The sequence below is a fragment of the Pseudomonadota bacterium genome (assembly GCA_026390555.1).
Classification (GTDB): domain Bacteria; phylum Bdellovibrionota_C; class UBA2361; order UBA2361; family OMII01; genus OMII01.
In genome coordinates, this window is record JAPLFS010000076.1 from 1 (window position 1) to 21,392 (window position 21,392).

Sequence of the window (21,392 nt, forward strand, 5' to 3'; positions counted from 1 at the left end):
TTTACAACTAAGAATGAAGGGGGCACCGGAATCGGGCTCTCTACCGTGAATTCAATCGTAGAGCAGCTCGGAGGGGCTATTGAGGTTGATTCACAGCAGGGAGTTGGCACTGAGTTTCGCATCATCTTTCCACTCCTCGCCGTAGAGGAGCAGACGGAGCTCTTGCAGGCGCAGGATGACTCGAAACCTCTCAAGGGGCGCGGTGAGCGAGTGCTTGTTATTGATGATGAATATGCCGTGCGTAATGTGCTGGGCCTTAGTCTTAGCCACCTTGGATACGCGATTGAGACCGCAGCCTCGGGGCTTGAAGGTATCGAGAAGTTTGTTAACGCCGGTGGGGATTTCGATCTCGTGATCCTCGATCTATTAATGCCGGGACTCTCTGGCGAAGAGGTCTTTAACCGGATCCTGGAGATTAATAGAGGCGCGCGTGTTCTGATCGTCAGCGGCTTTAGCTCTGAGCATGTTGTCCAGCGCATCCTTGAGTCTGGGGGTAGGGACTTTATTCAAAAGCCATTCTCAATTGAAGTTTTATCTAGAAAGGTACGCGGGTGCTTGTATGATTAAGGAGTACAAGGTCCGCAACATAACGATCAGTCCTGGGCTCGTTCTCTCCCCTATGAGCGGCGTAACTACTAGACCATTTCGCAAACTTGTTAAGCAACTAAACCCCAATTCTGTCGGATTATTGGTGAGCGAGTTCGTTTCCGTAGAGGGCATGACGAGGGGCTCGCTCCGCACACTAGAAATGATGCGATTCTCTGAGGAGGAGCGCCCATACTGCGTGCAGATCTTTGGGTACGAAATTAACCGTATGCGCGATGCCGCTTTGATGGTTCAGGATCTCGGCGTCGATATAGTTGATATTAACTGCGGCTGTCCAGCTCCTAAGGTCGTTAAACGGGGGGGCGGTTGCGAGCTGATGCGACAACCGGAGCACCTCGTGCAGATCGTGCGGGCGATTAAGGGCGCAATCTCTATTCCACTCACCCTTAAGATGAGGGCCGGATGGGATGATAGCTCGCGTAACGCAGTAGATCTTGCCAAAATACTTGAGTCTGAAGGGATAGAGGCGCTCGCAGTTCATGGTCGTACTAGGGCGCAGCTCTATCGTGGAGAGGCGGACTGGAGTTTGGTAGAGCAGGTGGCTAATGCGGTCTCTATTCCGGTAATGGGAAGTGGGGATGTTGTTGATCGCGCATCAGCGGAGCAGCGCTTAGTAGGCAAGGTCGCTGGGCTCTTTATTGGCCGCGCCAGTATGTCGAATCCGCTCGTGTTTAGTGAGATTATGAGCGGGGCACCGAGCGCTTTGCGTGGTAATCAAAAACTTATGTTATCAATCCTGTTTCGTTACATAGAGTTGTTGCGAGAGGACTTTCAAGATAGCGCCTGTCCTGGAAAGCTTAAGCAGCTCGCCTCTCAGATGTGTCGAGGGGCGCCGTGGAGAAAGCAGCTCCTGACCATCAATACCCTCCCAGAGCAGATACAGCTTCTTGAGATGGTGCGGGATGGCGCTTGGAAGGGTATCATCGGGGGTGAGCTAGTTGAGGAGGCCCCTGTGCGAGATGAAGATGGGTCTTGTGACCAGTACGCTATGGAATAACTGTGGAATAAGGGTGGAATAAGGGCGTAATAAGAGCCTAATAAGAGCAGAGTAACGGAATTTAAGAGTGCTAAGAATAAATAATATCTACCGAGGTTTTGGCGAGAAAGAGGTGCTCAAAGGGGTCGCCCTTACGCTAAAGCCATCCACTATCACCGGTTTAATCGGGCCAAGTGGTGGTGGTAAGAGCATCCTGCTGAAGATTATTGCACATACATGCAGCAGTGATGCCGGCACGGTTGAGTTCGAGGGGGGGTGCGGCGTTGACGACGTGGCCCTTATGTTTCAAGAGGGGGCGCTCTTTGATTCTCTCTCCGTATACGATAACGTGGCGTTTCCATTGGTACAGGGCAACGTACCCACAAATGGATTGCCTACCGAGCAGCGTGAAATGGTGTGCAGTAAGGTTGGCGAGATCTTAGCGCGGGTAGGACTTACCAAGGCGGCCTACAAGTTACCGGGACAGTTAAGTGGTGGGATGAGGCGGAGGGTTTCTCTTGCGCGCGCACTCGTAAGCCGACCACGTATCTTGCTACTCGATGATCCAACGAGTGGGCTTGATCCTGTGGCGAGTAGCGTCATTATGGAGCTAATCGTAGAGCTGCACCGCGATTATAAGCCGATTACTTTTATCGTTAGTCACGATCTGCGAAGGCTCTTGCCAATAGCGGATCGTATCATTGCGCTCTTTGATGGTAACGTAGCGTTTGATGGCTCACTTGACGATCTGCGCCAGGGAGCTTCAGCATCGGTGCGTAGTTTTGTCGCCTGTCGCTTCGAACTCGGAACTCCGAGTATAGAGCCGTCAGTTATTGTATAAGGATTTATTGTGGCATTCATGAAGCATAGAGCGATAGAGGAGTCCCGTGAGCGATTTCTCTCAGGTATTGGGGTACCTAGTAAGGGCACCTTCGTAGCCGATGACTTTCAACAGGCAGCTATCTCAAACTTAGCGGCTGGTATCGACACACTCGTAGTTGCCCCTACCGGCTCAGGCAAGACCTTTATCGCTATTCAGGCGATGCGAGACTTACTTAAGAAGGGAAAGTATCCGATCTATACCACCCCGCTTAAAGCGCTTTCGAATACGAAGTATACCGAGTTTCAAAATACATTTGGGCCTGAGCACTCTGTCGGATTGCTTACAGGTGACAGAAAGATTGAGGGGGATTCCGATATCGTTATCGCGACGACCGAGATCTATCGTAACGAGCTCTATCGAGGCTTTGGTCGATACTCGTTAGTTATTCTGGATGAGGTGCACTATATCGCAGACCCGCAACGCGGTGCCGTGTGGGAGGAGAGTATCATCCTAACGCCTAGCACCTCTACCCTGTTGATGCTCTCCGCTTCAATCTCAAACGCCGAGGAGATCGCGTCCTGGATTGAAGAGGTTAGAAATAAGGAGTGTCGTATCGTTCAAAAGATAGAGCGCCCGGTAGAGCTGCGCTATGGATTCCTTCATCCACGTTACGGTGTTATCCCACTTAGTGATGAAAAGGGGCACCTCTCACCAGAGGTTGCGCACTACTATAGTGGTGCTAGTCTTGACGGAGACGGGATGCGTGTCTCAGGCTCGTATCAGGAGCAAGGGGGCTCGTACGGACGTTCGCGTAACGGGGGTGGTAGGGGCCCGCGTGGTGGCGGTGGTGGCGGTGGTTCACGTCGCGGTAGTAGCTCGGGTCGGGGGCGTAGATAGTTATGCAAGATTTTCCAGTTACGACTATCCTACGAGAGCTTGAAAGAGATGGCCTGTTGCCTGCGATCCTATTCAGAACGGCGCGCAAACAGTGCGATGCAGATATTGATAATCTGCACCGTAACGAGCACGCAATCATGCCGGCAGAGCAGCAACAAAAACTAGAGGCCGAAGTTCAGATTATTATCAAAAAATATGGATTTGAGCAGGAGTTCGTTACGACTTATCCGCAATACAAGGCTCTCATAGCGACTGGGGTTGGGGCGCATCATGCAGGACAGCTTCTGATCTGGAGGCTTCTTCTTGAGGAGCTAATGTCACGCAGCATGCTACGCATGATGGTAGCAACTGGAACGGTTGCTGCAGGGGTAGATTTTCCAGCTAGAACCGCCGTAATAACGGCACACAGTAAGCGTGGCTCAGAGGGCTTCAGCGTGCTCTCTGCCGCTGAATTTCAACAGATGGCGGGGCGAGCAGGGCGACGTGGTAAGGATAAGGTAGGGGTATGCTTAATTACCCCCAGTAAGTTCTCGGATGCACGGGTTCTGCTTGAGGTCTCAAAGCGACCACCTGAGCCACTTAAGTCAGCATATTTTGCAGCGCCCTCAACGGTGCTCAATCTTCTTAAGTACCGTAACGTTGACGATCTGGAATTTACTGTTGAGCGTAGCCTCGGCGCATTTATTAATCGACGCGATGCCGGCAGATTGCGTGAGGAAGCTATTAACGAGCAAATGGAGATCGAGGGTGATTTAGAACTTAAGGGTGAGCCTCGCAAAAAAGCCGACAAGCGGGTTCGCAGAAAGTTGCGCGAAGCCGATGAGATTGAGAAAAAGCAGGAGACCTCACTTGAACTCTCACTTGATGGTCTACGTAAGCTTGGGTATGTCGATGGGGGCAGCCTAACCGATAAGGGATATTGGGCGGCGGAGCTCTGTACGAGCCTAGTCCTTCAACTTGCTGAGTGTATCGAAGATAAGCTGTTTGATCAGTGTGCGCTCTTTGAGTTGGTGGGGCTTATCGCCAGTATCGCAGGGGATCAACATAGACAGTATTTTAAATTAAAGAACAATCCTATCAAGCCTGAACTATTCACCAAGATCGGGGCAATTGTGCAGCGTATTAGGGACAACTATCATGGGCCGGGTGCAGTAGATGTAGCGGTATTGCCGGATGCCGCTCTAACCGTTATCACATGGATGGACTCGGAGTCGTGGGTGGAGTTCTCTGGTTTGCTAAGGTTATCTGGAGTTGCAGATGGCGATGTGGCGCGCCTGGTCAGTCAGACCGCTGATCACCTTAACCAAATAACCCGTCTTGAAAAAACCCATCCTATCCTGGCGCAGTCCGCCAAGGTGGGACGCAGCAGACTACTGCGCCCGCCGTTTTCGGAGAGTCTGATTACGACGTAGATAAAGATTGTGGAGCTTTTCACGGAAACACTTCTGGAGTAGAAATGTATATTATGATGATAACTAGATTCGCGTGCGTTAGCCCCGATTAAGGGGCGAGTTTGCGGAGCAAACAGGGGTGGGAACAAACCCCTCAGGGGTCGATTTGCGGAGCAAATCGGGGGTGATAATACTGACTATTCACCCCCTTAAAATGAGCGTCCCCGATCAGGGGACGACAAGAAAGGTGGGGCTTTAGGACCGATCGCAAGATTAAATCCTTTTAACCACCGACAAGTTTATACTGGGGTGAATAGTTATGAAGATACTGGTAGCGGTAAAACGTGTTCCTGATTGGCAGCTTAAGCTCAAGCTTCTGGCCGATGGATCCGGAATTCAGACTGATGGCGTCAAATGGATCTTAAATACCTTTGATGAGATAGCTGTTGAAGAGGCTATCCGCCTTAAGGAAAAAGGTGTGGCGAGCGAGGTAGTCTTGGTCAGCATTGGGCCGGCCGATATGCGTGCTCGACTCGAATACGCGCTTGCAATGGGGGCTGATTCAGCGATCCTGGTAAAGCACGATGGTCCAGCTGACTCGGACCTCGCCTCACGGGTCATAGCCGAGGTCTTTAAGCGCGGCTCCTATGGGATGATCCTAATGGGTAAGCAGGCGATAGACTCAGACAGTAATCAGACGGCGCAACTGGTGGCAGCGCGCCTTAATCTGGCGCAAGCATGCTTTGCATCAAAGGTAGTAATTGAGGGACCAAACGCACTCGTCACCCGCGAGATCGACGGGGGGCTTGAAACGATAAAGATACCGATGCCGTGCGTTGTATCAACTGACCTGCGTCTTAATGAGCCGCGCTATGCAGCTCTGCCTAATCTCATGAAGGCTAAGAAGAAGCCTTTTGAGGAGTTGAGTCTTGAAGCGCTTGGGGTCTCTCCACAGCTCAAGCTAGAGGTGCGTAGGCTTTCATTGCCACCAGTGCGTAAGGCTGGTCGCAAGGTCGCCGATGTGGCGGAGCTTATAAGCGTGCTGCAGAACGAAGCAAAGGTATTTTAGGGGGTTCAGATGGGAAAAGTTCTGGTTTTTATTCAACACGATCAAGGAAGGATCCTCAAAGGATCGCTTGTAGCTCTTACCGCAGCACGACAGCTTGCGGCAGCCTGGCACTGTGAGGGCTTGGTTGCTGTAACGCTTGGGCCAGGGGCGCAGGTTGCGGCTAACGAAGCTAGCTCTTATGGATTCAGCACCGTGCGCTTCTCTGAGGCAGCGCTATTTGAAAGATATCGAGCTGAGCCATACAGCCGCGCCATTACGCTGGCGGCCAAGGAGCTTGGAGCTGATTGCATAGTGGCGCTTGCAAGTAGCACCGGCAAGGACTGCTTGCCTCGAGTAAGCGTGTTACTCGACGCGGTACAAGCCTCTGAGGTGGTCGCGGTAAATAGCGATGGAACCCTTAAGCGTCCGATGTATGCTGGAAATATCATGGCCGATGTTCAGCTCGCTGCTGGCAATAGGGTGGTGACAATTCGAGGAACCGCCTTTGCGCCTGCCACTAAGGAGGAGGGCGGGGGCTGTGAGGTGCAGAAACTACACCTTGCTGGAGATCCTGAGCTATACGAGCAGCCCCGCTTCGGCGAGATAGTTAGCTATGAGCAATCAAAAGCTGATCGGCCAGAGTTATCAGATGCGGCGGTAGTAATAAGCGGCGGGAGGGCGCTCGGCTCAGCCGAGAATTTTGAGAAGGTTATTTTCCCCTTTGCAGATGCGCTTGGGGCCGCTATCGGGGCCTCACGTGCCGCGGTTGATTCAGGGTATGCCCCGAACGATTGGCAGGTGGGACAGACCGGCAAGGTTGTTGCGCCAAGCCTCTACATCGCCGTAGGTATCTCTGGAGCCATTCAGCATCTGGCTGGCATGAAGGATTCTAAGGTAATCGTTGCAATTAATAAGGACCCAGCGGCTCCGATCTTTGAGGTAGCTGATTATGGTCTAGTGGCCGATCTCTTCGTGGTTGTGCCGGAGCTTGCGGCGGCCATCAAGAAGGCCAAGGGGGCTTAATTTATGATAAGGCGAACATGGATACTATTATCTATGTTTTTAAGCTTAGGAGCTGCGCTCCTAATAGTGCTGACCGCCTGTTCACGAAACGCACCGGCGGATGGGGTTGATCTGATCTTCAAAAAACCGAGCGGTGAGAAAACTGAGGTGTTTCGCATGGAGGTAGTGGCGACTAATTCAGATCGCATGCGTGGTCTAATGTTTCGCAAATCGCTGGCTTCAAATGCCGGCATGATATTTCTTTTTCAAGAGGAGCGTGAGCATAGCTTCTGGATGAAGAACACCCTGATTCCGCTCGATATGGTGTTCGTCTCAAGCGCTTGGAAGGTCGTTGGAGCTCTTGAGAACGTGACACCACTGACCGAGGATCCTCGGACCGTAGGAATTCCGAGCCAGTATGTACTTGAGTTCAGCGCCGGAACGATTAAGCGTCTCGGTGTTTCAAGCGGTGTAGCGGTCGAGGTGACCGGGCAGCTGCCACCGATTCAGTGATAGTGGTATGATATCTTCAAAGGACCCGCAACAGAGAGTTGTATATTCAACTGAGCATGGAACCATCTGTGGGGGTTGTAATAAGCCGCAGCTAAAGTGCTCCTGCTCTAAGGATGCGCGCGGCGCCGTTATCGGGAACGGTAACGTTCGGGTTCGTCGTGAAACTAAGGGGCGTGGTGGAAAGACTGTAACGAGCATATCTGGATTAGCTATGAGCCAGGACGCTCTGACCCTGCTCCTAAAGGATTTCAAGCGGTTATGTGGAACCGGCGGAGCCCTTAAGGATGGGGTGCTAGAGTTGCAGGGGGAGCACTGCGACCAGGTTCTGCAGGAGCTTGCTAGTCGAGGAATTAGAGCCAAGCGTAGTGGTGGCTAGAGGGCCCCTATTACATTATAGTCTCAGTCGAGTTATTAATGTAGGTGGTGCTTATATGTTTGGTGGCGGAAATAAGATAAAGCTAAGCGATACGGTATTTCAGAAGGCCAGGGTGGCTGCAGGCATCCTGGGGTGCTCACTAGAGGAGTTTATTGAGCGCTCTATTGAGGGCGAAGCTGAGAGAACGATGGCGCAAACCTCGAATAAAGAGCCTACTCAGGCTGAGGTTGATGAGATCTCTAAGCAGTTACAGGGGCTGGGCTACCTTGAGTAACGCTATCACAGCGCTACAGGCGGCTCTGGCGGTGATCTTCGATCTACTTTGGAGGCCCTTACAGCTATTGGGTGTGGGGTATCAGCTCGTTTTAGTAGCAATTATTTTTGGAATCGTGATGGTGCTCCTGTACGGGAGGATCTCAAAGCAGGCAGCGATCAAGCGAGTTAAGAATGAGATCGCAGCGGGGCTGATTGAAGTCGTACTTTTTCGGCGCGATATTCAGATCTCCCTTAGGGCGCAGGGGCTCCTCTTACTCGCAGGGATGCGTTATTTCTTGCTTGCGATGGGCCCGGTTCTTATCCTCGCCATTCCGTTTACTATTATCTTTGGGCACCTTAATCTGCGCCTCGGAGCGCGACCTTTTGCCGTGGGTGAGGAGGGGGTGCTTGGGAAGTTCCCTCTGGAGGTTATCGGGGATAGAACGAATAAGTGGTCCGCTGATCACTGCTTTGATCCAGCGCTTGTACCGGGTGTGATCCTCTCAAATAAAACCGAGTGGAAGCAGGGCCCGTGTGGTATCTGGGATCTAGCTCCTAGTATACTAGCAAGCTTTGGACTTCCTGTGCCTCCTGAGATGGATGGAACGCCGATTCTAAAAGCCTAGAGTGTGGAGCTAAGTAGGGCGAGCGCTACAACCTCTTTAATGCTGCTCTGTACGGTGTTTAATGCGGTATCAACTCGTAGGGCAGGGTGCTGCGGCTCCTCGTACGGGTCATTTATGCCGGTAAAGTTCTTGAGCTCCCCGGAGCGGGCCCTCTGATAGAGCCCGTGCGGATCGCGGCTCTCACAGATTGATAACGGCGCTGTGATATAAACCTCAAGGAACCTATCGGCTCCAATTATCTCCCGTACAGTCATACGGTCCTCTGCGTAGGGAGAGATAAAGGCGCAGACAACAGTTATTCCAGCCTGATTCATTAGCGTTGCAACCTGAGCGGCGCGCCTAAGATTCTCTAGGCGATCCTCTCTAGAGAAGCCGAGCCCATTATTAAGTCCCCGACGTAGATTGTCGCCGTCAAGGAAGTAAACCGGTAGGCCCTCGTCAAAGAGCGCACGCTCAACACCCTTTGCTATTGTAGATTTGCCCGAGCCTGAGAGACCGGTCATCCAGATGGTCATAGCCTTATGGCCAGAGCGTGCCTCACGCTCGCTTTGAGTAACTAGGGTAGCCTCTTGATGCAGATTGCGACCGGGTTGCTCGGTATCTTCATCGCTAAGCTCGTCTGACCTACCACGATCGATAATCATACCCGCCCCAACCGTAAGAAACGTTGTGGGATCGATAAGTATAAAGTTTCCTGTGGCGCGATTCTTCTGATAGGGGTCGATAAAGAGTGGAGTTGTGGTCGTAAACGAGAGGCGTCCGATCTCGTTAGTTGTAAGGGGCTCGGCGGGCATCCTACCCAGTGTGTGAATATCTATCTTGTAATTTACTTCTGAGATGTAAGCTTTAGATTCCCTGGTAGTGTGCCTAATTACATAGCGTGTACCGAGATCCATCGGAGTATCTCCGAGCCAAACTAGCATGGCATCGAACTGAGTCGTTACGCGCGGCACGTTTTTAGGTCTAACGAGCATATCGCCGCGCGATATATCAAGTTGATCTTCGAGTTGTATCACGACAGCATCTCTGCTGCTTGCCTCATTAAGCTCCAGCGTTGTGACCTGTGGGCCAGCTTTGATAATCCGCTTAACGCGTGAGCGTGTCATGGCGGGCAGCGAAACGAGCTCCTCTCCGACTCGGATGATGCCAGAGCTAACGGTGCCGGCGTATCCACGGAAGTTCTGATGCGGATTGATTACGTACTGAACCGGAAAACGGAGGTCCACTAGATTCTGATCACCTGCGATATAGACATTTTCAAGGTGCTCAAGAACGGTCTCTCCGCCGTACCACGGCATCTTTCTGCTACTCGATACTATATTATCACCCTCAAGCGCAGAGACCGGAATAAACTTAATCTCACGAATGCCTAGCTTGGCTGAAAACTGTGTAAAGTCTGAGACGATCTCCTCAAATCTTTGCTGCGAGTATTCGACCAGGTCCATCTTATTGATTGCCAGCACTATACGGGGCACACCGAGCAGTGCAGTTATAAAAGCGTGGCGCTTAGTCTGCTCAATAATACCTGTGCGTGCGTCAACAAGTACTATCGTTAGATCGACGTTTGAAGCCCCAGTTGCCATGTTGCGTGTGTACTGAACGTGCCCGGGAGAGTCGGCCAGGATAAAACGGCGGCGCGGAGTTGCAAAATAACGGTAGGCAACATCTATAGTAATGCCCTGCTCCCGTTCGGCCTTAAGGCCGTCGGTAAGGAGTGCTAGCGAGAGGCGTGTTGAGCCGCTCTTTTGTGCCGCTACTTCAAGAGCAGCAAGATGATCCTCATACACGTTACCAGAATCGTGTAGCAATCTACCGATCAGTGTGGACTTACCATCATCGACGCTACCGGCTGTTGAGAAACGCAGCAAAGAGGCCGGTAAAGTAGGGGTATCGAATGTTTGTGGTGCAGAGCTCATTAGAAGTACCCCTCCCGTTTTTTAAGCTCCATCGAGCCATCAGTATCGAAGTCGATGATACGGGTAGCTCGTTCTGAGGTCTTCACATGAAGCATCTCGTTAACGATCTCCTCCAGTGTCGTGGCCTCTGAGCGCACGGCGCCGGTACAGTGATAACATCCAAGACTTCGAAAACGACACACGACCTCTTCAATCCTCTGACCAGTGAAGGTTCTAGGATCAGACTCCATTACTGGGATTAGATTATTACCTCGAACTACCACCTTTCTCTTTTGGGCGTAGTAGAGCGGGACTATTGGGATCTGCTCTTTTAGGATGTAGCGCCAGATATCCTGCTCGGTCCAGTTCGAAAGCGGAAAAACCCGCATCGAGTCGCCCTGAAGAAGTTTACCATTGAAGAGGTTCCATAGCTCAGGTCTTTGGTTACGGGGATCCCACTGGCCATGTTTATCGCGGAAGGAGAAAACTCGCTCCTTAGCGCGACTGCGTTCCTCCTCACGGCGAGCACCACCGATAGCAGCATCAAACTCATTTATCTTAAGCGCTTCGAGCAGTCCGCCGGTTTTAAGTAGGGCGCAGCACTGTTGGGTTCCTAGGGTATATGGATTGGCATCAGCGCTTAAGGCCGCTTCATTTCTATGAATAATTAGGTTTAGTCCGAGCTCACGAGCTGTCCTGTCCCTAAATTCATACATCTCTGGAAACTTATAGGAGGTGTCTATGTGCAGCGCTGGAAAGGGGATCTTTCCCGGGAAGAAGGCCTTCTGTGCTAGCCGTAAGAGCACTGAGGAGTCCTTACCAACGGAGTACATAAGAACGGGGCGCTCAAACTGCGCCGCGACCTCACGCATGATATAGATGCTCTCAGCTTCAAGTTGCTCTAGGTGAGATGGTGGATGCATATAGCTCTGATTTTTAGCATGCAATGGGGCTCGGTAACAGCTCTAGGGCCCCTTTCTAACATCTTTAATGTTGCATAAATTAAGTCAGTTGATGCATCATAGCAGACTATGAATATATCAATAATATCAGGTAGCCACAGGGAAAATTCGCAATCTGAGCGCGTGGCTCGCTACATCGAGCAGGACATTAAATCTCAGGGTATGCAGGGCACTCTAATAACCCTTGCAAAGAACCCACTTCCGCTCTGGGATGAGGGTGTATGGAGCGGGGAGCCCCACTGGGAAGCGACCTGGGGTCCAATAGCAGAGACCCTACAAAAGAGTGATGCGCTAGTTCTAGTCTCCCCAGAGTGGTCTGGCATGGTGCCTGCAGGCCTAAAGAATTTCTTACTTCTGTGCGGTACTAAAGAGGTTGGCCACAAACCCGCCATGATAGTATCAGTATCGAGCGGAGTTGGTGGAAGTTATCCGATCGCAGAGTTACGGCTCTCATCGTACAAGAATAACCGCCTAGTATATGTGCCCGACCACGTAATAGTGCGTAACGTTGAGACGATGCTGGTTGGTGATACACCAGCAGATGATCGTGATGCAGAGATCCGTAAGCGACTGCATTATTCACTTGAGATCCTAGCCGAGTACGCCAAGGCCTTTAAGGGTGTACGCGCCAGTGGAAAGATTAATGTAAAGGACTTCCCCTACGGGATGTAATGTAATGCAGGGTTAAGCAAGCTTTGGCAAACCCTCCCAAGGTCCGATAACGTTACTTATCGGTCAATTATGCGACCAGCTTGAATATAGCGTGGTGGCCCCTCTTTCGATTCATCCCCGCACACGCGGGGAACACCTCCCCACACCGATCTACTCTCTCGATCTTATCGGTTCATCCCCGCACACGCGGGGAACACAGCTAATTAAATCGTGCAACATCTTTGTTTAACGGTTCATCCCCGCACACGCGGGGAACACCTGTATTCTTCCGCTTTATCTGTTGTTGTCGACGGTTCATCCCCGCACACGCGGGGAACACGGGAATTCATAATGTCGCCTCCAACGCTTCGGGCGGTTCATCCCCGCACACGCGGGGAACACACTTGCTCGTCGCTTAATTCTAATCGTATTAGCCGGTTCATCCCCGCACACGCGGGGAACACAGATGCGCTCTCAGACTGCTACTCAACGTCACCGGTTCATCCCCGCACACGCGGGGAACACACTCAGGCTCGAAAAAGAGTTCGGCATGACACCGGTTCATCCCCGCACACGCGGGGAACACGCTCAGATAAAGATAAACGAAAACTGCCTAAAACGGTTCATCCCCGCACACGCGGGGAACACAGCGGTCCAACAGGGGATCACAACGGATCAACCGGTTCATCCCCGCACACGCGGGGAACACTGTTCCCGTAACTTACTAATATCAGTACGTAAGTAGCTAGCCCTCATACTTACCGAAAGTTGTGACTTGTTTTATGGGTCTTTAGGCGGCAGAAATGAAACTAGCTTCATTCCGTCCAGCTCCACCGGAAGACGACGGTTGCTCCCAAGTGTAAAAAAATCAAACCCCGCCTCGGTATTAGTAGTCCAAGCAATTACAGCATTCCCTTCAGCCAATCCCTGTTGTACCTGAAGGCAAATCATAGCCCTAGTTTTTTGAGACACATCACCTATATAAACTCCCGCTCTGACTTCAATAAGCCAGACTGCTAAGCGGCCTCTTATGCGCTGGGGTATGTTCTCAGTTACGATGACCAACATCCTTATTCCCATGTTGTTCGGGGATGGCTACTGGAAGTGCCTCCGCGTGAGCAGGCGGCTTTTCAATCCCCCCGGCAGCCAACACCTCTTCTATAAGAGGAATCAACCTTTGCAAAGTTTTATTCGCCCGAAAACTGTCTCGACACTTATGCCTAACCTCTCGCTCAATTGGCCCCTTAGGCGAGGCGGCTACCTCGAAGGCAATCGGAACTACTGTGTCAAACTTTAATATATCGGCAATATCATACACAAACGATTGAGGCTTTCCTGTATGAAGAAATCCGATTGCCGGAGCATACCCAGCCGCCAACACGGCGGCCTCTGTAACTCCATATAAGCAGGCCGTTGCCGAACTTAAACTTCGATTGATGTCATCACTCGCCTCCCAGCTTTGAGGATCATACTTTCGCCCTTTCCATGCTACCCCATATCGTTTGGCGAATTGCTGGTATAAGGCCTTCACTCGCCCGGCCTCAATACCCCTAAGTTGATTTATGCTTCTATGTTGTGGGGGTGCCTCTCCAAACCGCATCTCGTACATTTTGCACACTACTTTAAGACGCAACGTTTCATCTAAGGCAAGTCTAGCTTGGTAAAGGAGTCGATCAGCTCTGGCTCCGCCAGGCTGTCCAGATGCGTAAAGACGAACTCCAGCCTCCCCTACCCATACGAGCAGACATCCAACATAAGCGGCGAGCTTAACTGCAGCATGCGACACTCTGGCACCTGGCTCGAGCATCAAGCACGTCACCATACCGATAGGAATGTGCGTCCGTACACCAGCTGCATCAACAACAACAAATGCACCATCTAGTACGTCCAGCTGCCCCTTCTCGATGAAGAGCATGGAGACCCTTTCTTTTATCGGAATTGGCTTAGGCGCTGAAAAATCGTTCATGTGACGGGTCTAATCAGCATAAGCCCACACCCGAACCCCTTGGCTGGCCCTAGCCCATTTTTGAGGCAGAAAAGAAATTTGTCACTATCAACTACTTGCAGCACTCCTGATATGTCAACAGTTGAGAGCGCAACAGCGTGAGAGGTTCGCCTCTTAAAAAAGCGGCGTTGAGTATATTCAGAAAACAAAAGAGAGTCGGCCCTGATTGAGAAACCATTTCTCTCAGCCCGTGCTTCGATCCATCTGCTAATAGAAGTTGAGATAATATCTTGCATAGAACTGCACTCTACGCCCTGTGCTCGGCGAATAAATTTCTCGTTCATTACGACATCGTGCCTGGTAGAACGCGTTTTTTTGCTACCTGCTAGAGGTACTACCTCATGATATTTAGCAACAATAGGATTGACCCTGACGGAGAATTGAAAACAATCCCCAGCCGTTATAACCGGCTCAAACCGTTTCGATTCTATTGTGAATAATGGATGCTTCTCCGTAATAGAATTGATCGACAGGATATAAAATGTTGGGATACCACCAGCTACTTGACGGTAAAGAAACGACCTTTCCTGCTCTGGGCCGCTTGACGCTATCTCCCAGATCAATTGATGAACTCGATATTCGTCATGCAGAGTTTTGGCTGCATCTTTTGGGCTTCGAAAAGTTATCTTAGAAAAAAACATCGCGTAAATTCTCCTTTCCTACGGCATTTTTACATAGCCGATGGACTCAGATCTCATTCCAAACTGCCAGCGATGGCGACTTATTATATCATCGCTTCGCTGAATAGTTCTCGTTGCGGTAATCCCTGCATTAATACCCGCCTCCCATACTATACCTGTATCGCTACCAATGTTCCTAAAAGGCACCCATGCTTTTTCTCGGACTTCAGAAGGGACGGCGAACTGCTGCTGTATAGAGAGGAGTGTGGGCCCCTTCACTATTTGGGCAAGAGTAGGCATTGCAAGTGGACAACTCTTTCGACCTAGATATAATGGTCGTTCCGGAAAAATTAGCTTCTCCTGTAGTTGAATGAGTGTCTCAGCATCTCCAAAGCAATAGACTGAGAAAACCGCATCACAGAGATATTCTCGAGACGATAAAATAGTTTCCAGATCTTCGGCTTGAAGCTCAGCAGCTCTTGTCCGATATCCAGCGCCTCGTTTATTAGGCGGCACCTGTACGGTATGGTAATCCGATATCATAGTTTCTTCACCATCGATACGAATAGCAAAGTTAAGCCCATTATTGAGCGCAAGTATTCGGCTCTCATCTACACACCGATCCAGTCCCATAGCTCCCGCAAGGAGTCCTATAAGCGCAGATTTGGATGGATATCGAAAGCTATTTCGGATCTCACCAACAGCAATATCCCCCCAGGACTGGAGCGGCGAATAAAGAAAGAATGCTAAAGCCTGATTCATAACTACTCAATAGTGGATCCAAAGCTGATTAGCTCGCCTAAGGATCCTTGCTTAGTCGGCACGCTCAATTCATATCGAGAGTCAGCACATTTGCCGAACACCTGATCAAAACTATCCCTAGTATCCTGAAGTTGAGCAATTGCATCCCTCAATACATCTTGTCCTCCTATGGGGTTCAAAAAGCTTGATGATAAACTTCTAGGCTGTCTCGTGCCTCGCTCTACCAATACATAGGATGCATATGAACCATGGGCAAAGCTATTCTGCTTACCTGATGGACTGGAGGTACAAACGGCCTCTATAAGCCCCTTAAGCCCTGCGGAGGCAAGCGCCCTATCCTTTCCTAAGTTAGTTACCAAACGATCAAGATCGATACACACGTACTCATAAAACACTCCGGAACCGAACTCAGTTATGCCAATATGAGCGGCACCCTCTCTCTCAAATGCCCCCTTGAGATCATCCACGGCAGTAAAATAATCATCCTCTAGCGTAACCTTCTGCACACTAAAGGCATGAGCAACCTGCACAGCTGCTTCCACGTTGCATTCCTGTGCAGAAGCAAGCATACGACCAAACATGGCCACGTCTACACCACCAGGGGCCTTTTTGAGCACACTTGCTAAGTCTTCATCTGAGCAATCCCCCCCACTTGCAATATTCGATAGAAGATCCTTGATAGCTTCAAGCTCTAGCGTGCCAAGAAACACCAACTGCTCTGCTTTAAGACTATCTTTATCTTTCTTAGCCTCTTTCTTCTCTCCCGCGAAGATAGCGACAAGTTTCGAAGCCACGTTCTTAAGCTTATCCGCACTGATTCCAAGCTCTAGCCCGAGCTTCTCAACGTAGTGCCCGATCTCCTTGGTCCGGATACCAAGATTGCCCTGCAAGTTCTCGGTAAATATGCGTGATGTACGCCATGCTCGCTTGAGAGACTGCGACGATATGCGAAGCCGAGTTGCACCCCCTACCACAGCGGTCTTGGGTCGCCCTAAATCATCTCTATTCAAATTGGATGGTGGATATGAGGTTAGAGTATGAATCTGCACAAAGTTAGCCATTTTTTCTCCTGATATGTAAACTATTCTTTACCTACTTAATATGCTCATAGAAATCTGTCGCGAATCTCTTCTTGGCTGTATCCCCCCAAAAGAAGATGAGCTTTGATAACTCAGCGGGATTTGCTCGCCCACCCAGCAATGCAAGCACTCGTCTCCATTGATCCAAGAGCCTATCGTAATTACCACGCTCCTCCTTAAGTAGTCGTCGCATCCGATTTTGAATTGCTGCTTTTTGTTCCGCCGCCTTCCCTAGTTGCTCACCCATAGACTCATTACTAGCCTCCTCCACCCAAGCCAATGTTCCAGCTATGAGAGCTACAGTTTCTATTGACACTCTACTATTCTCAAGAGACTGAAATGCACGTCGTAGCGAATGGACTTCGGGTTCCAATATTATTTCAAGAACAGAGCCGCACCTCCGCAACCTTGCTCTAGCACCGGGGCATTCTTTGAGCCGGCTCCACCACTCCGCTGCTAGGCTCCCCACCTCAGTTCTCAAATTAGCCGTGCTCATACTTTCGCCTCCTGCTCAACATGTCTGGTCTTTTTCTTAGCCCGTTCCAAGAGTACTGGGGCAGATAGTGGAAGTTCCAGCATTCCCTCAAGCTTACTCCACCGCTGCTTAAAAAGCTTTTGCAAAAATGCTCTGCCAGCAAACACGCGAGGAGAGTCCACTCCCACTAGATCTCCCCCAAGAAGCAGTTGGTCAAAAGTATTACGTGTGGTGGCTACTACTACCTGCAACCACTTAGTCTTGCATGCGATTCGACTAGATTCATCGGATTCTGAAAGCACTCCTGCTAACGCAAAAAACTCGCCTTCGAGCGAATTGTTAAGCTGCTGAGCATATGAAGCCATGTGCGACTTTTTTCCTAATGCAATTTTAAGGGCTTTCTTGAGAATATCTCTTGCTTCCTCAGCTGCCGAGACCAATCCAAACATGTCTTTTGCGTACCGCTCCACGCTGCTCTCATCAGGAAATAGATATAGAGGAAGCTGACTTTGTACCCAATTGCGGGGCTTCGCATCGTGCATGGCGTATCCGAAACACAGCAGGCGCGACGCACCCTGCTGGTTTTCAGCTTGCTGTCGCCTGACGACTAACGCTGGCTGAGCTCCTTGAGCCTGCGCTACAAGGCCTAACCAATTTCGGAACGAAATCCCCGCCTGTGGCGCTTTAACTGTGAATAGGAGCCCCTCTTTGGTTCCCCTATATGGGGTAAGTGGGTGTATCCAATTCTCGGAATAATTAGCACCGTAATTTTTTGTCACGTAATGCTCGCACCCTCTATCTGGCGCTAGTGCTGTAAAAATGTTGCAGGCTCTTTTATCTGAGGAAAAAAGTAACCTTATGCGCCTTGAGCAAGCCCAAAACATGAGGAGCGGATGGGCGTCTGCTGGCTCAATCTTTTCATCATTTTCACTTGTACGAGTTTGCGTAAGCCATGGAAAAATAAGCTCTTTTGATCTATCAACACTGTCTGATGAGTAGTTAAGCTCCTGGCTTTGAAGAACATTTCTCCAGACTGTTTCCCACAGAGAATCTCCCTCAAGCACAGATGTCAGCGGACCCCCTCCTCGTAAGGAGGTTCTATGCCCCTGCCCTCCAGACGGTGCATTTAATTGAAGGGTCAGGAGTGCTAGTGCCGCAGCAGGAAGAGATAGGAAGGGGGATGAACCGCGTTTTACAAAGAAATCCTTGTTTAACTTTTCAGATTGCTCTCCAGGCTCGTTGATGATTAAACGATTTATAGGGACAGGATCATTCAGGGTGTCTAGAGACACTTCTATATCCTGCATGAATCGAGGACCATCGCCGTCAAGATTAAACGCAAAGGTAAATTGTGCGAATCTTTCTTGTAGAACGCTTGGATCGGGCGGAGTTGCAAGAAATCGCCGCCAGCTCCTCTTATCATCTGGAGGAAAGGCTGTTTGGACTAATCCAATTAAAAACTGAAGAAGCGCCCCATTAAAGTCAGGTCGTGGACTAGCTACGTCGATTGCAAAATCTTGCCCCTGCAACGAAACCAACTCATGGGGCGCTATAAGGGCCATAGCCCCGGACTGTAGCCTTACTGGGATCCACCGTTCCCTGAGTAAATTAAAGCAATTCATCCACCAGCAGCTCCAAACCTGACTTTTTATCGTACTTAAAAAGGATCTGTTCTTCACCCTTGAGCTTCATTAGAGAGCCAGAAAAGTACCCTTCTTTTGAATGCGCCACAACAAAATTCCGCCAACGATGCTGAGGCTGATTTTTCAAAAACTCCAACGCTTTACAGCACGCTTGAGAATAAGCCTCTGGCGATAGCTCCCTAAAACCCCTAGGTAAGGAGATCTCGCTTAACTCCCACCCATTAGGCCCCTGATAAATTGGTACAATACCTAGCTCGCACTCCCTTACGAGTGTCACGATACGCTGTTCGTTTGTTAGCCGCGTCGGCGTATCGACATCTGACGACCACTCATTACTGATGCAGTTATATCCGTCAATAATTTTGAGTATATTAATACTTGCGATACTAGTCTTTCCTCTATCAGCTCCCTCCGCTCTATCTTCAACTTCAACAAGCTCTGGTGGTAAGTGTGTCGAATAATCATCTCCATAGACCGCTTCAATAAAGGGACGAAGATCCTCAGGGACCCGTAACTCCTTTTTCTCGAACAGGCACTTTGCTGTTAAAAACAACTGCCCATGATGAGGATAGACGAAACTAGCTGGCCTTGAGAAGGCGGAGTACCAATCCTTCCCTGGACGATCCGTAATGATAGGACCATAGACATACAGAAGCGGCTTGCCTCTCTCGTCTGCGCCAACAATTCGATTTCCACTAGCGTCCCGAGAGTGCCGCATGAGACGCCCCGCTCTTTGGATAATCAAATCCATAGGAGCCAGGTCTGTTATCATCACATCGAAGTCCAGGTCTAGGGATTGCTCTACTACCTGAGTTGATATCAAAATACGCCCAGATCGATCTTTTGCTCCTCCATTAGGTCCGAAGACCTCAAGCACGCTTTCCTCTATTTCCAGCCTATCTCCGAAACAGAATCGCGAGTGAAAGAGAGTTACTTTGCCGATGGCATTAGCACCAGACTGCTGGAGGTGCTCACTAACGGACTGATACGCTAAGCGAGCATCCTCAATTGAATTTCTAATCCAGCAAACGCTCTTTCCTGCCTGAACTGCCTTCGCTATCTCAGCCTGGACCGAAGATTCTTCCGATACATAGCAAATATCAACAGTTCTCCTTACTGAAGTTCTCGTGGAAAAGGTCTTTCTAACAATATCTGCTCTAGAAACTATCTCCATTGATGGATATGGATTATCTGGCAAGCGTTTAACAGAGAGATCTGCTCCAAGCCCTTTGCGGTAAGCCGCAATAAATTTATCTTTCAGTGATGCAGGAAGGGTCGCAGACAGCAGAATTACTGGGGCTTGAAAAGCACCCTGAAACTCAAGCAACGCACAAAGCAGTTTAGTCATGTACGTGTCGTAGGCATGAACCTCATCAATAATAAGAACGCTTCGAGCTGCCCCAAAAAGCCGTAAACTTTGGTGCCTTATTGGCAAGACCCCTACGAGAGCTTGGTCAATAGTTCCTACCCCAAAGGAAGCCAACAACGATTTTTTGCGAGAATCTGCAAACCACGCTGCGCAGCCTACTTCGCCAGGCTCATCGTCACCTGCGACAGATGTTGTGGCAGTCTCTGGGAACATGAGCTGACTAAAAGAATGGCTCAGGTCTCTCCGTGAGTGCGACAGGACTAATGATGGCCTGCTATTCTCGGTGAATACATTTTTAAAAACATTCTTTACTCGCTCAAACACGCCATTAGCCGTTGCCATGGTGGGAAGAGCAAAAAAGATACTCTGGGCGAGGCCATGTTCAAGCAAGCGATGCGCCAACGATATTGCCGCTTCTGTTTTCCCCGCACCCGTTGAGTCCTCTATTATAAACAACTGCGGCACAGCAGGAATCTCTACTGTCGCACACAGGTCTTGCAGAGGGGTGGGCTGTTTTATGTGACTAAATATGACTTCTACTCCGCCAAAGGACCTGACGGAACACGGAAGGATTCCTAGTTCATGGATCGCCTTTTCTGCGAAGGGAATCGCGCAATCATTCCAATAGTCACTTAAAGCTATGCGTGTGGACTGAAATGGAAATCGTTGTGAGCTTGAGCCTATCCAATCACACAGAACCGCAAATCCTGCGAATATCCATGCGCCAGTGCTTGTCAACCGACAATCTTGCGAGTACGTAGTATCGGAGCAGACGCGGATCGGTTTAATACATAGCAAAGATGAAACATCACTTACGAACTCAGCTGCGGCGCTCTCAAAGTCTAGCGGAAATAATGGGGTACTAAGAGCCATTGCCTTAGCTCTATCAGGGGGCATGCCGTGATGTCCAAATACGGCCCTTAGTAACGGATCCAAAACATCAAGGGTATCATCAACATTCGCGCACCCTTCAATAATAGGCGCCGAGCCTCCAAACAGAATCTCTTTAATTCGAACACTCTTGTGCCTAAATAACAACCAACCGGCGCTATCATGACGCAACAAGTATCGAGCATTACTCTCCTTGACTAAAAGTTGCCGTAATAGATCGGGTCGAAGATTTTGAAATGATTCGGCAAACTTTCCAATGTCATGCAAGGCCAAGAGTAGGGTAAAAAGCGATCTACTGAGAGGTTTCGCGCAAGGATGTAGAAAACAGGATAATCGCTCCTGTAATTGATCATCAAGAGACAATAAAACGTGCCCAACCGCTGCTACATCCAGATTATGGTATGGCAACAGGTGAAAGCTGTTGGAGTTCTCTTCGGCTTTAGCCCAAAAGTTGTAGTATGACCGATTGGTGTTGTTCATACCTATTGTAAAGCAAGGTTTAATTTACAGCAAACTCTATTTATAAC

At 49.9% G+C, this 21,392-nt stretch carries 22 protein-coding genes and 1 CRISPR repeat array; of the genes, 12 read left to right on the forward strand and 10 right to left on the reverse strand.

The annotated features are described in order from the left end of the window. The 11 genes from NTV65_10640 to NTV65_10690 form a co-directional block, all read left to right on the forward strand. Positions 1-567, forward strand: a 567-nt coding sequence (locus NTV65_10640; protein MCX6115652.1) for a response regulator, incomplete at its 5' end; no start/stop codon positions are given. After that, a complete protein-coding gene (locus NTV65_10645) occupies positions 560-1,603 on the forward strand; it encodes a tRNA-dihydrouridine synthase (GenBank protein ID MCX6115653.1) in 1,044 nt (347 codons plus the stop codon). The genes NTV65_10640 and NTV65_10645, both read left to right, overlap by 8 nt. A 67-nt stretch (positions 1,604-1,670) precedes the next feature. Continuing rightward, positions 1,671-2,423 (forward strand): ATP-binding cassette domain-containing protein, encoded by a 753-nt coding sequence (locus tag NTV65_10650; protein ID MCX6115654.1) that lies wholly within the window; start codon positions 1,671-1,673, stop codon positions 2,421-2,423. Positions 2,424-2,441: 18 nt separating this feature from the next. Then, positions 2,442-3,302 carry a DEAD/DEAH box helicase gene (locus NTV65_10655; protein ID MCX6115655.1) on the forward strand — a complete coding sequence of 287 codons (861 nt, stop codon included), beginning with the start codon at positions 2,442-2,444 and terminating at the stop codon, positions 3,300-3,302. 2 nt (positions 3,303-3,304) lie between these two features. Continuing rightward, entirely contained in the window at positions 3,305-4,714 is a 1,410-nt protein-coding gene (locus NTV65_10660; protein MCX6115656.1) for a hypothetical protein, read from the forward strand. Positions 4,715-5,012: 298 nt separating this feature from the next. Continuing rightward, positions 5,013-5,762 (forward strand): electron transfer flavoprotein subunit beta/FixA family protein, encoded by a 750-nt coding sequence (locus tag NTV65_10665; protein MCX6115657.1) that lies wholly within the window; start codon positions 5,013-5,015, stop codon positions 5,760-5,762. A gap of 9 nt (positions 5,763-5,771) precedes the next feature. Then, positions 5,772-6,764: an electron transfer flavoprotein subunit alpha/FixB family protein gene (locus NTV65_10670; protein MCX6115658.1), complete on the forward strand. Its 993-nt coding sequence runs from the start codon at positions 5,772-5,774 to the stop codon at positions 6,762-6,764. A 3-nt stretch (positions 6,765-6,767) separates the two neighbouring features. Continuing rightward, a complete protein-coding gene (locus NTV65_10675) occupies positions 6,768-7,256 on the forward strand; it encodes a DUF192 domain-containing protein (protein ID MCX6115659.1) in 489 nt (162 codons plus the stop codon). A gap of 7 nt (positions 7,257-7,263) precedes the next feature. Then, positions 7,264-7,632, forward strand: coding sequence for a stress response translation initiation inhibitor YciH (locus NTV65_10680; GenBank protein ID MCX6115660.1), 369 nt, complete (start codon positions 7,264-7,266; stop codon positions 7,630-7,632). A 55-nt stretch (positions 7,633-7,687) separates the two neighbouring features. Beyond that, the gene (locus tag NTV65_10685; protein ID MCX6115661.1) at positions 7,688-7,906 is read left to right on the forward strand and encodes a hypothetical protein; all 219 of its coding nucleotides are present in this window, start codon (positions 7,688-7,690) and stop codon (positions 7,904-7,906) included. Next, positions 7,899-8,513 (forward strand): hypothetical protein, encoded by a 615-nt coding sequence (locus NTV65_10690; GenBank protein ID MCX6115662.1) that lies wholly within the window; start codon positions 7,899-7,901, stop codon positions 8,511-8,513. The genes NTV65_10685 and NTV65_10690 overlap by 8 nt, the downstream gene beginning before the upstream one ends. Here NTV65_10690 and cysC read toward each other — a convergent pair. After that, complete coding sequence (cysC, locus tag NTV65_10695; GenBank protein MCX6115663.1) at positions 8,510-10,429, reverse strand: adenylyl-sulfate kinase; 1,920 nt, start codon at positions 10,427-10,429, stop codon at positions 8,510-8,512. The two genes, NTV65_10690 and cysC, sit on opposite strands and share 4 nt — an antisense overlap. Next, positions 10,429-11,331: a sulfate adenylyltransferase subunit CysD gene (gene cysD, locus NTV65_10700; protein MCX6115664.1), complete on the reverse strand. Its 903-nt coding sequence runs from the start codon at positions 11,329-11,331 to the stop codon at positions 10,429-10,431. Before cysD ends, cysC begins: the two co-directional genes overlap by 1 nt. Positions 11,332-11,439: 108 nt before the next feature. Here cysD and NTV65_10705 point away from each other — a divergent pair, with 108 nt between their 5' ends. Further along, a complete protein-coding gene (locus NTV65_10705; protein MCX6115665.1) occupies positions 11,440-12,042 on the forward strand; it encodes an NAD(P)H-dependent oxidoreductase in 603 nt (200 codons plus the stop codon). A 107-nt stretch (positions 12,043-12,149) separates the two neighbouring features. After that, a CRISPR array of direct repeats spans positions 12,150-12,730; the repeat unit is 29 nt; unit sequence CGGTTCATCCCCGCACACGCGGGGAACAC. Positions 12,731-12,801: 71 nt separating this feature from the next. On the opposite strand, the gene cas2e is transcribed toward NTV65_10705, so the two are convergent. The 8 genes from cas2e to cas3 are packed head-to-tail and all read right to left on the reverse strand — an operon-like array spanning position 12,802 to position 21,345. Further along, on the reverse strand, positions 12,802-13,089 hold the full coding sequence (gene cas2e, locus NTV65_10710; GenBank protein MCX6115666.1) for a type I-E CRISPR-associated endoribonuclease Cas2e: 288 nt from the start codon (positions 13,087-13,089) through the stop codon (positions 12,802-12,804). Beyond that, positions 13,070-13,987: a type I-E CRISPR-associated endonuclease Cas1e gene (cas1e, locus tag NTV65_10715; protein ID MCX6115667.1), complete on the reverse strand. Its 918-nt coding sequence runs from the start codon at positions 13,985-13,987 to the stop codon at positions 13,070-13,072. The genes cas2e and cas1e overlap by 20 nt, the downstream gene beginning before the upstream one ends. Then, positions 13,984-14,667 carry a type I-E CRISPR-associated protein Cas6/Cse3/CasE gene (gene cas6e, locus NTV65_10720; protein MCX6115668.1) on the reverse strand — a complete coding sequence of 228 codons (684 nt, stop codon included), beginning with the start codon at positions 14,665-14,667 and terminating at the stop codon, positions 13,984-13,986. The genes cas1e and cas6e overlap by 4 nt, the downstream gene beginning before the upstream one ends. Before the next feature lie 18 nt (positions 14,668-14,685). Continuing rightward, complete coding sequence (gene cas5e / locus NTV65_10725) at positions 14,686-15,408, reverse strand: type I-E CRISPR-associated protein Cas5/CasD (protein MCX6115669.1); 723 nt, start codon at positions 15,406-15,408, stop codon at positions 14,686-14,688. Between the two features lie 2 nt (positions 15,409-15,410). After that, positions 15,411-16,469, reverse strand: coding sequence for a type I-E CRISPR-associated protein Cas7/Cse4/CasC (gene cas7e / locus NTV65_10730; GenBank protein MCX6115670.1), 1,059 nt, complete (start codon positions 16,467-16,469; stop codon positions 15,411-15,413). A 31-nt stretch (positions 16,470-16,500) separates the two neighbouring features. After that, entirely contained in the window at positions 16,501-16,983 is a 483-nt protein-coding gene (gene casB, locus NTV65_10735) for a type I-E CRISPR-associated protein Cse2/CasB (protein ID MCX6115671.1), read from the reverse strand. Then, positions 16,980-18,584, reverse strand: coding sequence for a type I-E CRISPR-associated protein Cse1/CasA (gene casA / locus NTV65_10740; protein ID MCX6115672.1), 1,605 nt, complete (start codon positions 18,582-18,584; stop codon positions 16,980-16,982). The genes casB and casA overlap by 4 nt, the downstream gene beginning before the upstream one ends. Further along, positions 18,571-21,345: a CRISPR-associated helicase Cas3' gene (cas3, locus tag NTV65_10745; GenBank protein MCX6115673.1), complete on the reverse strand. Its 2,775-nt coding sequence runs from the start codon at positions 21,343-21,345 to the stop codon at positions 18,571-18,573. Before cas3 ends, casA begins: the two co-directional genes overlap by 14 nt. Positions 21,346-21,392 lie beyond the last annotated feature (47 nt).